This window comes from Pseudorhizobium xiangyangii (genome assembly GCF_020531965.1).
In the GTDB taxonomy this organism is placed as follows: domain Bacteria; phylum Pseudomonadota; class Alphaproteobacteria; order Rhizobiales; family Rhizobiaceae; genus Neorhizobium; species Neorhizobium xiangyangii.
In genome coordinates this window covers 37,159-50,745 of sequence record NZ_JAJAWH010000019.1, presented here as the reverse complement: position 1 = coordinate 50,745, position 13,587 = coordinate 37,159, and the positions used below count along the sequence as shown (strand labels likewise).

The following is a 13,587-nucleotide window of genomic DNA, read 5'->3' as shown; positions in this document are numbered from 1 at the left end:
GACGAATGTGACAGCGTGGGCGAAGAGGGAACCTTTTGTCCGCGCCGCCGTTCACTTTCCCGAGAAACAAGGAGATCGAGATGTACAGCATCGTTTGGCTGGTCGGGGCAGTCGTCATCGTCATCGCCGTTTTGAACCTGGTCGGCTTCGCCTGATCGTTCCATTTTATCCGGTGTAAAAGGAGAGATACATGAACAGCATCGTTTGGCTCGTCGGAGCCGTTGTTATCGTACTTGCGATCCTGTCGTTCCTTGGTCTCGGCTGAGGTGGGACGGATGTATCGGTCAACCAAAAGGGCGCCATGATCGGCGCCCTTTTTCGTTTGCGTCGACAGGTCTGTCGGCTACGCCGAGATATAGAGAGCAAATGGATGGCCGGCGAATGCCCAGTTGACGGAAAGGTTTGTGGACGGCTGGAAGGTGCGGCCTGTGAAGACATCCCGGTATTCGCGACGGCGGAGTTCATCCGGAAGCAGCAAATCGGTTTCCGCCCAGCGGTCCGAGACCGGAAGCATGCGGTGATGAAATGCGCTGAAGACGAAACGAGGCGCGACCATAACAAGCGTCTCCTTACCCGCATGTCGAGCGAAGGACACAAGGTGCCTGGCGCGTTTGCCGCGTGCCTCGATGGGGATGTAATGCCCGTTCGCAAAGAGATTGCCGTACTGCCGGCGCAGTTGAAGAACCCTGGCAATGACATGCTGCTTCAGGCGACCCGAGCGCCAGTCTTCGTCGCTGTCCGGCAAGGTGCCGGCGTCAGACAATCCCTCCACCAACGTCTCGAAATCCGGCTCGCGCCGGTTGTCCGGATCGACCAGGCTGAGATCTAGCCGCTCGCTGCCCTGATAGATGTCCGGTACGCCTGGCGCCGTCAGCTTGATGAGCGTCTGGGTTATGCCGTTGACGAGACCTGCGTTGATAAACGGAGTGAGCGTGTTCTGAAAGTCTCCGAGGAATGCCCGGTTCCCTGGCGACAGTAGCCGAGAAGCATAGTCCTTGACCGCCGCCTCGTACTGCTGGTCGACCTCGTTCCAGCTCGTGCGCTGCTTTGCTTCGCGCAGCGCCTTCTCGACGTAACCCAGAAACCGCTGCTCCAGCGCCTGCAAACCGGCGGCATCGTCCTGCGACAGCTCCGTCGGCCATGCGCCTGCGAGCGCCTGATAGAGCATCCACTCGACTGCCGGCTCCGGTGCCGGGCCGTCGGGGAGAGACGCGATGGAGATCTGGTTCATTCCGCGCCACCGTTCCACCGCTTCGGCCCAGATGTCAGGGGCTTCGCTGATGGCGTAGAGGCGAGCGCGCGTATCCTCGCCGCGCTTCGTATCGTGCGTAGAGGTGGCTGAGAGCGCATGCGGCTGGCGCTCCAGCCGCGTCTCCATCTCCTCGTGAAAGCGTGTGAGAGAGGCCGGTCGCGGATCGGCTTCACTGCCGACTTCGTTCAGGGCAAGCAATCGGTGGTGGCGGAAGAACAGCGTGTCCTCGAGCGACTTCGCCATCAGCGGGCCGGTCAGTTGCTGGAAACGGGTGCGGAAGAGGTCGGAATTATGCTTCTGCGCCGGGTCGACGTTGCCGCGCAAAAGTCCGTGGAGGAAATCCAGAGTGGCGATGTCGGGCGCGTGGGGTCCCGACTTTACCGCAGCGACAATGTCCGCGAGCCGCTTATTGTCTGCGGGCGTCAGCCCGTCCGAGGTTCCATAGGTTCGGTAGACGGGGAAGGCGACCAGCAGTTCGCGCAGAGCATTGTGCAGGGTCGGTTCATCCATGCTGCCGGCAGGGCCAGCTGCCTCATGCAGTTTGAGAGCAAGATTCCGCAGTGTGGTAACTTCGCCCTCGAAGTTGTTGTTCGCCATCAGCAATTTGGCGCCGCGCAGCGCTTCTATCGAATCCGTTGGCTCGGTGGTGACGACGTCGTAGGCTTGCGTGAGAGCATCGGCCTTGCTGCCGTCCACAAGCACATTGCTCAGCGCGCCGATGAATTCGTAGCCGGTCGTACCGGAGATCGGCCAGTCCTGCGGCAAGTGTTCTCCTTCGCCGAGGATCTTCTCGACGAGGATATAGATCTCCGGCCCGACCGCCTGCCGCAGATCGTCAAGATATGCCTTGGGGTCTGCAAGTCCGTCGACATGGTCGATCCGAATGCCGTCAAGGCGACCTTCGCGGATGAGTTCGAGGACCGTCCGATGCGCCGCATCGAAAACCTCTGCCTCCTCGACACGGAGACCAACAAGCCCGGTGATCTCGAAGAAGCGGCGGTAGTTCAAGTCACGCGGCGCATCGCGCCACGGCATCAGACGCCAGGGCTGCCGGTCGTGGAGATCCGTGATCGCCGATGGCGTGGAAAGCGCCAGGATCTCTTCCTCGCGGCCTTCGTAGCTCGCTGGGACCAGCGGGTAGAAGGTGTCGTAACAGGCAAGCGCGGGCTTGCCCGTCTTCGGATCACGCTTGACGGAGAGATCGCCCGATTCAAGCACCTTTTCGAACGTTTCGCCGAGGAAAGGCAGCGTCAGCCTGCGGCTCCAGTCGATGTCGAAGTAGCGGGCGTAACGGCTCTCGGGGCCGAACTCCACCACGTCGCGCCACCACTTGTTTTCAAGCGAGGCTGCCATGTGGTTCGGCACGATGTCGAGGATCAGGCCGAGGCCATGATCACGCAGAGCGTCCGACATTCGCATGAAACCGTCGCGACCGCCGAGGACCGGATCGAATTCGTTGGCGTCGGTGACGTCGTAGCCGTGGGTGGAGCCCGACGTCGCGGTGAATATCGGCGAGGCATAGAGATGGCTGATGCCGAGCCGCTTGAGATAGTGAACGAGTGCTGCCGCGCGGTCGAAGGTCATGCCGCTGCGGAACTGGATGCGATAGGTGGAGGAGGGGATCTTCACGCAGTGCCTCCCGCGCTGGCGGTGACGATAACCGCGTCGGCCGCCAGTTCCGTCTTCCCGGTTTCACGGGAGGGATAGGCGAAGATGGTTTCCCCGGGCAGTATCGGCAGGGGGTGAGGCTTGCCGCTGAGGTTGATGGCCATGCCAAGCTGGCCACCCCGGAAATCCCAGGAGACCGCGACAAGGCCGTCTTCTGCCTTGAGCACCCTTCCTCCGGAAGACGTGGCCGAGCGGATCATCGGCACGATCGTCTTGGCTCGAATGTCCAGCAGTTCGCGGGTCAGGGCGATCCATTCCCTGCCGTCGCCCGAGGCCGGTTTTTCCCAATCCAGCCTGGAATCGGTGAACGTCTTCCTAGCGTTGGGATGGGGGATAGTCTCATCCTCATGGCCATGGCCCGGATGACCTTCGAACTCCTTGCGCCGGCCCTCCCGCACAGCCTTGGCAAGGTCGCCATGGAAATCGGTGAAGAACAGGAAGGGGCGCGTCTCGCCGAATTCCTCACCCATGAAGACGAGCGGGATATGCGGCGACAGAAGCAGCACTGCGAGCAATGCCTTGACCCTCCCCGGTCGCGTCAGCGCCAGCAACCGGTCGCCGAAGGCTCGGTTGCCGACCTGATCGTGGTTCTGGATGAAATCGACGAATGCAACGGGCGGCAGGTTCTGGCTGGAGACGCCCCGGTTTTCGCCGGTCTGCTTGGAAACCTCGCCCTGGAAGGCGAAGCCCTCTGCCAAACTGCGCGCCACCATCTGTTCGGGAGCTTCGGCAAAGTCCTGGTAGTAGCCGTCCGTCTCCCCGGTGGCGTAGACATGGACGGCATTGTGGAAGTCGTCGTTCCACTCTGCGGTGAAGCGCGGTACGCCGCCGTCCTCCCCGCGCTCGTGGAGGAAGGTGATGTTGCGCACGTCTTCCGTCGTCAGGTGGATCTGCCGGTCGGGGAACTCGGCCCGGATGCGCTCGGCGATCTCGATGAGGATATGCGTTTCCGCTTCGTCGCGGATCTGGTCGATGGCGTCGAACCGCAACCCATCCAGCAGGAACTCATCCAGCCAATAGAGCGCATTGTCGACGAAGAAGCTGCGAACCGGCTCCTTCTCATAGGCAATGGCGGCGCCCCATGGCGTATGTTTTTCGGGGTGGAAGAAGTCGGGTGCGAGACGCGGGAGGTAGTTACCTTCCGGTCCGAAGTGATTGTAGACGACATCGAGGAACACCATCAGCCCGTGGCCGTGGGCTGCATCGATGAATGCCTTGAAATCCTCAGGCCGGCCATAGGCGCCGTGCGGCGCATAGGGCAGGACGCCGTCATAGCCCCAGCCGCGATTTCCGCCGAAATGGGCGAGCGGCATGATCTCGATGGCCGTGATGCCCAGTTGCGCCAGGTGAGGCAGCTTTTCGATCGCGCTGCGGAAGGTTCCTTCCCCGGTGAACGTTCCGACATGCAATTCGTAGATGACCGCCTCTTCCCAGGGGCGGCCGCGCCAGTCGGCGTTCTGCCACTCGTAATTCGTCGGATCAATGACGAGCGACGGGCCGTTGACGTCATCCTTCTGCCCGCGCGAGGCCGGATCGGGAACGGTCATGCCGTCGGCAAGCACGAAGCAGTATTCGGTGCCGGCCGAAACACCGGTCGCCAGCAGTTCGAACCAGCCGTCATCGCTGCGGCTCATGGGTGTCTCGCTGGTGCCGAGCCGAAGGGCGACTTCCTGCTGGCCCGGCGCCCAGAGCCGGAAGCGGACTTCGCCGACAGCGACGAACTCCGCTCCCCAGGTTTTCGGGAAGACGCGAAATGCGCTTGCAGCGTCATATGCAGATGTCATCGGTAGGCCCCATTCCGAGAAACCCCGAAACGGGCAGGAGCTCAGTCGGTTCCCATCGTTCAAAGCGGTGTGCCGATTGGAAAGAAAATTGCCGAACGGACGCAGAATTCGCAGTTTCGAGCCGCGCAATAAAATTGCTCCGACGGACATGCCGCCCTAGATTGAGGGAAGCGGTCTTCGAGGAGGAAGCCCGTGAAGAACGATCGGTTCTCAGGGAGGAGAAACGAGCATGATCGATGCCAGGAGGCTGAGCCTCTACGTTCCCGAACCGGAAGTGCGCCCGGGCAACAAGCCAGACTTTTCGCATGTGACCATTCCCAAGGCCGGCTCCGTTCGCCGCCCGGATATCGATGCCGATCCCGAAAGCATCCGCGATCTCGCCTTCTCCATCATCCGCGTGCTGAACCGCGACGGCGAGGCTGTCGGTCCATGGGCCGGATCGTTGACGAACGAGGAACTGATGGAAGGGCTGAAGCACATGATGCTGCTCAGGACCTTCGACCAGCGCATGCTGATGGCGCAGCGGCAGGGCAAGACATCGTTCTACATGCAGCATCTCGGCGAGGAAGCGGTCAGCTGCGCCTTCCGTCGTGCGCTCGCCCCCGGCGACATGAACTTCCCGACCTATCGACAGGCCGGCCTGCTGATCGCTGGCGGTTATCCGATGGTCGAGATGATGAACCAGATCTATTCCAACGACGCCGATCCGCTGAAAGGCCGGCAGCTGCCGGTCATGTATTCGTCGAAGGAGCACGGCTTCTTCTCGATCTCCGGGAACCTGGGTACCCAGTTCGTCCAGTCGGTCGGCTGGGCGATGGCCTCTGCGATCAAGAACGACACGAAGATCGCCGCCGGCTGGATCGGTGACGGATCGACGGCGGAATCCGACTTTCACGCGGCGCTCGTCTTTGCATCGACCTATCGGGCGCCGGTCATCCTCAACGTCGTCAACAACCAGTGGGCGATCTCCACCTTCCAGGGTATCGCGCGCGGCGGATCCGGTACGTTCGCTGCCCGCGGCCTTGGCTTCGGGATCGCTTCGCTTCGGGTGGACGGCAACGACTATCTCGCCGTCCACGCCGTCGCCAAATGGGCGGCGGAGCGGGCGCGCAGCAATATCGGCCCGACGCTGATCGAATACGTGACCTACCGGGTTGGCGCGCATTCCACTTCGGACGATCCCTCAGCCTACCGGCCGAAGGAGGAGTCCGAAGCCTGGCCGCTCGGCGATCCGGTCATCCGGCTGAAGAACCACCTGATCCGCATCGGCACATGGAGCGATGAGCGCCACAAGCAGATGGAGGCGGAGATCCGCGATACCGTGGTTGCGGCCCAGAAGGAGGCGGAACGGCACGGCACGCTGCATTCAGGCGGCCGGCCGTCGATGCGGGATATGTTCGAGGGCGTCTATGCGGAGATGCCGCCGCATCTGAAGCGGCAACGCCAGAAGGCGGGGGTGTAAGCGGATGACGCGCATGACGATGATCGAGGCCATCCGCAGCGCCATCGACGTATCGATGGGACACGACGAGAGCGTCGTCGTGTTCGGTGAAGATGTCGGCTATTTCGGCGGCGTCTTCCGGTGCACGCAAGGACTGCAGCAGAAATACGGGAAGACCCGCTGCTTCGACACGCCGATCTCGGAATCCGGCATCGTCGGAACGGCGATCGGCATGGCCTCCTACGGGTTGAAACCCTGTATCGAGATCCAGTTCGCCGATTACATGTATCCCGCCTATGACCAGCTGACGCAGGAGGCGGCGCGGTTGCGCTATCGCTCCAACGGCGACTTCACGTGTCCGATGGTGGTGCGCATGCCGACCGGCGGCGGCATTTTCGGTGGGCAGACGCACAGCCAGAGCCCGGAAGCGCTGTTCACCCATGTCTGCGGCCTGCAGGTTGTGGTGCCGTCCAATCCCTATGATGCCAAGGGCCTTCTGATCGCGTCGATAGAAAACCCCGACCCGGTGATTTTTCTGGAGCCGAAGCGGCTCTACAACGGTCCCTTCGACGGCCATCACGAACGCCCGGTCACCTCGTGGGCCGGTCATGCGCTGGGCGACGTTCCAGATGACTATTATTCGGTGCCGCTCGGCAAGGCGGTGGTGCGGCGAGAGGGATCAGCGGTGACGATTCTTGCCTATGGCACGATGGTGCATGTGGCCGAGGCGACTGCCGAAGAGGTGGGCATCGACGCGGAAGTCATTGATCTGCGCACGCTCGTGCCGCTCGATCTCGACACCATCCTCGCCTCCGTCAAGAAGACTGGTCGGTGCATGGTGCTTCACGAGGCGACGCTGACCTCCGGCTTCGGCGCCGAACTCGTCTCGCTCGTGCAGGAGCACTGCTTCTACCATCTGGAGGCGCCGATCACACGGGTCGCAGGCTGGGATACGCCATATCCCCACGCGCAGGAATGGGACTATTTCCCGGGTCCGGCTCGCGTCGGCCAGGCTTTGCGCGACATGATGGAGGCGTGAGATGGGAATATACGCGATCAAGCTTCCGGATGTCGGCGAGGGCGTGGCGGAGGCCGAACTCGTCGAATGGCACGTCAATGTCGGCGACGTTGTTCACGAGGACATGGTGCTTGCCGCCGTGATGACAGGCAAGGCGACCGTGGAGATCCCGTCTCCGGTCGATGGCGAGGTGACCTGGCGTCATGGCGAGGTGGGTGACATCATCGCCACCGGAACCGTGATCCTGAAGATCAGGGTTGCGGGGGGAGAGACCGGCGAAGAGGCGGAGGAGCCCGTTGCAGCGGAGCTTTCCAAAGCGGAGCAAGCACCTGTTGCGGCGTCAACCGTAAGGGAAAAGGTCCAGGATGATACGCCGCCGCCGGCACCCGGGCAGCCGAAGCTTCGCAAGCCGGCAACCGCAACCGAAGCCGGGGCGCCGCGACCACCCGAGGAAAAGCCATTGGCCTCGCCGGCGGTGCGCCTGAGAGCAAAGAATGCAGGGATCGACCTGCGACAAGTCACCGGGACCGGACCTACCGGACGCATTACCCACGACGATCTGGACGCCTTCCAGCGGCAGGGCAAAGCAGCCGCAGCCAAACCCGGTCTGCAGCCGAACACGTCGATACAGGAGATCAAGGTCGTCGGTCTGCGCCGGCGGATTGCCGAGCGCATGGCGCTTTCGAAATCGCGTATTCCCCACATCACCTATGTGGAGGAGGTCGACATGACGTCGCTTGAGGAGCTGCGGACGCGCCTGAACGCCGACCAGAGGCCGGGCCGGCCGAAACTTACCATCCTGCCGTTCCTGATGCGGGCCATCGTCAAGGCGGCCGCCGACCAGCCGATGGTCAATGCGCACTACGATGACGAAGCCGGCGTCGTTCGCCAGTATGGCGGCGTTCATATCGGGATTGCTGCGCAGACGCCGGCGGGCCTGGTCGTGCCGGTGGTCAAGCATGCCGAAGCGCGCGACATCTTCGACTGCGCACGAGAGGTGGCGCGCCTCAGCGAGGCCGCGAAAAGCGGGACTGCGCAGCGGGAGGAGCTTTCTGGATCGACGATCACGATCAGTTCGCTCGGGGCCATGGGGGGTGTCGTCTCGACGCCCGTCATCAACCATCCGGAAGTGGCCATTATCGGCGTCAACAAGATTGCCGTCCGCCCGCAGTGGGACGGCACGCAGTTCGTGCCGCGCAAGATGATGAACCTGTCCTCCAGCTTCGATCACCGGGTGATCGACGGTTGGGATGCCGCAACCTTCATCCAGCGCCTGAAGGTGCTTCTGGAGGCGCCAGCAATGATCTTTGTCGAGGGATGAGATGAAGGAAATCACCTGCAAGCTCCTCGTTATCGGTGCCGGTCCCGGTGGGTACGTCTGCGCCATCCGCGCGGCACAGCTCGGCATCGACACGGTGATCGTCGAAATGGCGAAGGCCGGCGGCACCTGCCTGAACGTCGGCTGCATCCCGTCGAAGGCGATCATTCATACTGCCGACGACTACGCACATGCGGTGGCCATGGCTGCGGGTCGGAACCCCATGGGCATCCGCGTGGACAGTCCGGGCATCGATTTCATGAGGACGATGGCCTGGAAGGATGGCATTACCGGCCGGCTCTCGATGGGTGTTGTCAACCTTCTCAAGAAGGCGGGCGTGAAGGCTGTCGTCGGGCGGGCGCACTTCCGCGACGGCAAGACCGTCGAAGTGGAGACCGAGACCGGCAGCCAGGTGGTGCGGGCGGAAAACATCGTCGTCGCCACCGGGTCGGCACCGGTCGAGCTTCCGATGCTGCCGTTCGGCGGCAACATCATCTCGTCCACCGAGGCGCTGTCGCTGGCGCAACTGCCCAAGTCGCTCGCCGTCGTCGGGGCTGGCTATATCGGGCTTGAACTCGGCATCGCCTTTGCAAAGCTCGGTGCCAAGGTCACGATCGTGGAGGCGCAGGAGCGCATTCTGCCGCTTTACGATGCCGCACTGACGCAGCCGGTTGCCAAACGGCTTGCGGCGCTCGGCGTCGAGGTGCGGCTGGGGACCAGGGTGAAGAACCTCTCCGGTGGAGGAGATGCACTGATCGTCGAGGATGCGAACGGGGAAGAGACGAAACTCGGCGCCGAAAAAATCCTTGTCACAGTCGGTCGCACGCCCGTCACCGAAGGTTGGGGCCGCGAGGAGCTGGAGCTCGACATGGAGGGCCGGTTCATCCGTATCGACGATCAATGCCGCACGTCGATGCGCGGCATCTACGCGATCGGTGATGTGACAGGCGAGCCGATGCTGGCGCACCGCGCCATGGCGCAGGGCGACATGGTGGCGGAGATCGTTGCCGGCCGGCGCCGCAGCTGGGACAAGCGGGCCATTCCCGCGGTCTGCTTCACGGATCCGGAAATAGTCTCGGTTGGTCTTTCCCCGGACGAGGCACGCACGGCGGGCCACGAGATCAAGGTCGGGCAGTTTCCGTTTGCGGCCAACGGCCGGGCCATGACGCTGGCCTCGGAGGACGGTTTCGTGCGCGTCGTGGCGCGCGCCGACAACCATCTGGTGCTCGGCATCCAGGCGGTCGGAGCCGGCATTTCGGAACTGTCAGCCACCTTCGCGCTCGCTGTCGAAATGGGAACTCGGCTGGAGGATGTCGCTGGCACCATCCATGCGCATCCGACCCAGTCGGAGGGATTTGCCGAGGCCGCCATGAAGGCGCTCGGCCACGCCCTTCACATCTAGGCCGGCCGGGCTTCGGGGTGGATTTTTAAAGTTCCAGCAGTGCGTAGGGCCGCCCGGTCGGCTTCTCGATATGCGAGGCAACATTATAGACGGGCGCGCCGCCGGGCGTCTTGCCCTGATAGGCGCCGCGATGCGCGTGGCCGTGGACAACGGCGCTGACGGGGAAACGGTCGATCGTCTCGGCCAGCCGCGACGAACCGAGGAAGGCATAGATTTCCTCAGGTTCGCCCGCTACCGTTTCGCGGATCGGCGCATAGTGGAGGACCACCATGGCGCGTTCGGAGCGGACCTGGCGGAGCGCGTTTTCGAGCCGCATGCTCTCCTCGACGCTTTCGGTCACCATTGCCTTGATCGCCGGCTCGCCAAAGGAGCTGAGCATGTGGCGGCCGAATCCTCCTGCAAAACCCTTGGCCCCCGCAAAGCCGACACCGTTGATTTCGACCGCCTGGCCCTCCAGCAGGTGGACGCCGGCTTCCTTCAGGATATGCGAGACCTCCTCGACGCAGCCGCATTCGTAATCATGGTTGCCGAGCACGCCAACGATGGGGATGGAGCAGGAGCGCAGGTCGGCGGCCAGAATTTCCGCCTCCTTGACCTTGCCGAGGTCCGTAAGGTCGCCGGTCAGAACAAGAATATCAGCTACCTGGGAGATTTCGCTGAACAATTCCTTGTACGATACGCTGCCGTGCTCCTTCACGTGCAGGTCGCCCATGGCAGCGATTTTTTGCTTGCCGTTCGCCTTCTTCGCATCGACCTTCGTTGCGCCGGCCTGGGTGCTTTCATCCTTCGTATCACTGGCTTTGGTCACGCCGATCCTCCTTGCGGTATCTCTTTTGCGCCTTCGCGCAATTCGCCTTCACCGCCCACGTCGGCAAAACCCCATTCCTTGACGTCGATCTCGAAATCGACGCGGCTGAACATCCGGCCGCGGCAGACCTTCATCTGCGGCAACGGCAGTTCGCGCTGCGCTTTCAGTCGGTCCAGCAATTCGTCCAGTAGCCAATCCGGCACCTTGTCTCGCTCGGTAGGATAGATCCAACGGAAGTTCAGAAGGTGCACGAGCAGCACCTCCCAATGCACTTCCATGTGGTTGAGCAGCCGTTCCCAGTCGATCTGGTCGTGAGCACGCAGGATGACGTGGACGACGTCGCCGCCGTCGTAGCGATGGCGCAACTGGACGAAGCACTTGGACCAGATGAGTTCGGTCGGCGCGATGATGCGGACCTGATGGCCATTCATCTCGATCTGGCGTGCACTCTCGAACCAGCCGTCGCCGATCGGCATGGTGCCGTTCGAGCCGGCGAAGATGACGTCGAAGAAATACTTGCCCTTGATTACCTTGCCGAGCCAGCGGTCGTCTTCGACCTCGATCTCGTATCCCTTGGCCTTGAAGTGGGCGAGGATCCGGGCGTAGTCGCCGGCGCGGCAGAATATGTCCAGATCCTTTGTCGGGCGCGAGATGCCGGTATAGGCGCTGACGGCATAGGTCCCGGCCAGCAGGAAGGGTATGCCGCAGTTCACCAGGTCTTCGAGGGACTCGGCAACGAATGCTTCGGCATCGGCGTTGACGAGGGTCGGTGCTGCCTTGGCCTCCATATGCGGCATCGCCTCTATCATGTCCCGCGCAGCGCGCTCCTGAGGCAGTATGGTTTCGGCGTCCATGTCGATCTCCAAAGTTGCGCAGGTGAACACCCAGAGGCTGGGGAGGGTTCCGCAGAACGTAAATTGGCTCCCTCGGCGGGAGCCAGTTCATCACGGCAATGGGAACGGTTCAGCGCTCCTGATTGTCGGCATTGGCAAGTGAACTGATGCTGCCTTCCTCGTTTTCTCTTCTCGGTTGTTCTGGATACCCAACGGCAGCGCAAGCCGGATAGTTCCCTGCCGGCGACGGGAACCATCGCGCGTCCTTGGGGTTCGTTTTTGCAGGGTTCAACCGGAGGAGGCAGACATGCCGGCGAAATCGAAGTCACAGCAGAAGGCCGCAGGAGCTGCGCTTGCGGCGAAACGGGGCGATATCAAGAAAAGTGAACTCAAGGGCCCATCGAAAAGCATGGAGAAGTCCATGAGCGAGAAGGAGCTTCACGACATGGCTTCGACCAAACGCAAGGGCAAGCCTGAGCACGTGTCGCACTAAACGGGAAAGTAATTTTCCAAAGGGGGGTGCAGAGCCAGCTCATCCCTGCGGCTAGCGCTACTGAACTTGAGCGCTATATTGGTTACTGTGGGAACCCTATGCCACGAGCCACGAAGCTCTGGATGCCGACATTGGCGCTCCTCAAGGAGATTTCGCAACGCTGGTGACACCTCCTTGAGGCCATGCTGCGCAGCGGGAATGAAAGCTCGTGGTTCCGGGCGCGAGGCTCAAGCTGCCTCGCGAAAAATAAACGTTCGAACGCTGGAGATACGCCATGCCACCGGAAGAACTAGACCAGACCCTGGCGGTCATGCCGCTTCGGGTTGGCACTTACATCCCGGATGATCTGCTGGAGGACTGGTTCGCTCCTGGCACGGGCATGAACCCCGTGAGCGACGCCGCGCTGAAGGCCGCGGAAGCCTACGGACGACGTTTCGAATGCGAATTCAAGTACTATCCGGAACGTCAGGAAGGCGTGTTCTGGAAGTGGGTCCCGGCCATTTGAGGCCAAAAGAACATCCGGCCAGAAGCCGGATGTTCTTTATACGATTGCCGGTCAGACAGCCGCGTAGTGGTCGCGCAAGGCTTCGAACTTCGCCAGTTGTTCGCCGATCAGCTCGCGCTGTTCGTCGCGGCGCACGAAGACCTTGAACATGGCCGAACCCGTCGCATTCATGAACCAGACCGAGCAGGAACGGCGGCCGTGAAACGGCCGGTCGACGAAGGTGACTGAAGCGCAGTTGTCCTTCTTGATATGGCCGCCGATCGGGCTGTCGCCATGGATGTTGAACCATCCATGTCCTTCCGAGCCTTCCGGCAGAGTGCCTTCCGCTTCAAGGACGATGTCGTCCGTATGAACGATGAAGAGAATTTCGCCCCACTTCGTCAGATCAGCCCAGATATCGGCAAAGGCGTCCTTGTCGGCGATGACGGCGGAACCGGCAGGAAGGATTTCCAGGATTTCGGCCGGGGTGACCTCTGCCTTGGCGGCAAGCGCCTCGACGACGCCGTCCGGCTTCTCCGCGAGGGCGGCAAGCGCGCGTTCGCGCCGTTCTCCGCTCTGTTGTGCGACTGCATTCATGGTGTTCACGCTGCCGTTGCGGCGCGGGCGCCGTTGCGATCTTCATGGATGATGACTTCGAAGCCCTCGAAATGCGGGCCGGAAAGGTACTCGATCTTGCCGCGGTTCTCGCCGGCCTTGGCGTGGGCGGCACGGAACTGTTCGGACTTGGTCCAGGCCTGAAAATGCTCGAAGGTTTCCCAGACAGTATGGGAAGCATACAGCGAATGATCCTCGGCCTTCGGACCTTTCAGCATGTGAAATTCGACATAGCCGGGCATTTCCGCCAGACGGCCCTCGCGGCTGCGCCAGAGCGCTTCAAAGGCCTCCTCGTAGCCGGGGACGACGCGGAAGCGGTTCATCGCAATGTACATTTTCTCAGTTCCTCTCATAAAGTTTCACTTCTCACTCAAGATATCTGTCGGCCGGTGCCTTGAAAAGCCAAAAAAACTTGCGTAGTCAACTCAAGTTATTGCCGGGCCTGAGGCAGTTCTCCTCCAGGCGGATCAT

Annotated in this window: 12 protein-coding genes; 6 read left to right on the top strand and 6 right to left on the bottom strand. The window is 62.0% G+C overall.

The window, feature by feature from the left end:
• Nucleotides 1-343: 343 nt before the first annotated feature.
• Entirely contained in the window at nt 344-2,881 is a 2,538-nt protein-coding gene (treY, locus tag LH464_RS17160; RefSeq protein WP_226787622.1) for a malto-oligosyltrehalose synthase, read from the bottom strand.
• The gene (treZ, locus tag LH464_RS17155) at nt 2,878-4,704 is read right to left on the bottom strand and encodes a malto-oligosyltrehalose trehalohydrolase (RefSeq protein ID WP_226787621.1); all 1,827 of its coding nucleotides are present in this window, start codon (nt 4,702-4,704) and stop codon (nt 2,878-2,880) included. Before treZ ends, treY begins: the two co-directional genes overlap by 4 nt.
• A 229-nt stretch (nt 4,705-4,933) precedes the next feature.
• On the opposite strand from treZ, the gene LH464_RS17150 reads away from it, so the two are divergent.
• The 4 genes from LH464_RS17150 to lpdA are packed head-to-tail and all read left to right on the top strand — an operon-like array spanning nt 4,934 to nt 9,883.
• Nucleotides 4,934-6,166 carry a 3-methyl-2-oxobutanoate dehydrogenase (2-methylpropanoyl-transferring) subunit alpha gene (locus tag LH464_RS17150; RefSeq protein ID WP_226787620.1) on the top strand — a complete coding sequence of 411 codons (1,233 nt, stop codon included), beginning with the start codon at nt 4,934-4,936 and terminating at the stop codon, nt 6,164-6,166.
• Nucleotides 6,167-6,170: 4 nt separating this feature from the next.
• Entirely contained in the window at nt 6,171-7,184 is a 1,014-nt protein-coding gene (locus LH464_RS17145) for an alpha-ketoacid dehydrogenase subunit beta (protein ID WP_226787619.1), read from the top strand.
• 1 nt (nt 7,185) lies between these two features.
• The gene (locus LH464_RS17140; RefSeq protein ID WP_226787618.1) at nt 7,186-8,484 is read left to right on the top strand and encodes a dihydrolipoamide acetyltransferase family protein; all 1,299 of its coding nucleotides are present in this window, start codon (nt 7,186-7,188) and stop codon (nt 8,482-8,484) included.
• Between the two features lies 1 nt (nt 8,485).
• Nucleotides 8,486-9,883, top strand: coding sequence for a dihydrolipoyl dehydrogenase (gene lpdA / locus LH464_RS17135; protein ID WP_226787617.1), 1,398 nt, complete (start codon nt 8,486-8,488; stop codon nt 9,881-9,883).
• A 25-nt stretch (nt 9,884-9,908) separates the two neighbouring features.
• Here the strand turns inward: lpdA and LH464_RS17130 are convergent, their stop codons facing one another.
• Entirely contained in the window at nt 9,909-10,595 is a 687-nt protein-coding gene (locus tag LH464_RS17130; RefSeq protein ID WP_226787683.1) for a metallophosphoesterase family protein, read from the bottom strand.
• A gap of 92 nt (nt 10,596-10,687) precedes the next feature.
• A complete protein-coding gene (locus LH464_RS17125; protein WP_226787682.1) occupies nt 10,688-11,479 on the bottom strand; it encodes a nucleotidyltransferase family protein in 792 nt (263 codons plus the stop codon).
• A 352-nt stretch (nt 11,480-11,831) separates the two neighbouring features.
• Here LH464_RS17125 and LH464_RS17120 point away from each other — a divergent pair, with 352 nt between their 5' ends.
• Entirely contained in the window at nt 11,832-12,017 is a 186-nt protein-coding gene (locus LH464_RS17120) for a DUF3008 family protein (RefSeq protein WP_226787616.1), read from the top strand.
• A 274-nt stretch (nt 12,018-12,291) separates the two neighbouring features.
• Nucleotides 12,292-12,522, top strand: a complete 231-nt coding sequence (locus tag LH464_RS17115) for a hypothetical protein (protein WP_226787615.1) — start codon at nt 12,292-12,294, stop codon at nt 12,520-12,522.
• Between the two features lie 51 nt (nt 12,523-12,573).
• Here the strand turns inward: LH464_RS17115 and hutX are convergent, their stop codons facing one another.
• Both hutX and LH464_RS17105 read right to left on the bottom strand, forming a co-directional pair.
• Complete coding sequence (gene hutX, locus LH464_RS17110) at nt 12,574-13,098, bottom strand: heme utilization cystosolic carrier protein HutX (protein WP_226787614.1); 525 nt, start codon at nt 13,096-13,098, stop codon at nt 12,574-12,576.
• Nucleotides 13,099-13,103: 5 nt separating this feature from the next.
• Complete coding sequence (locus LH464_RS17105) at nt 13,104-13,451, bottom strand: antibiotic biosynthesis monooxygenase family protein (RefSeq protein ID WP_226787613.1); 348 nt, start codon at nt 13,449-13,451, stop codon at nt 13,104-13,106.
• Nucleotides 13,452-13,587 lie beyond the last annotated feature (136 nt).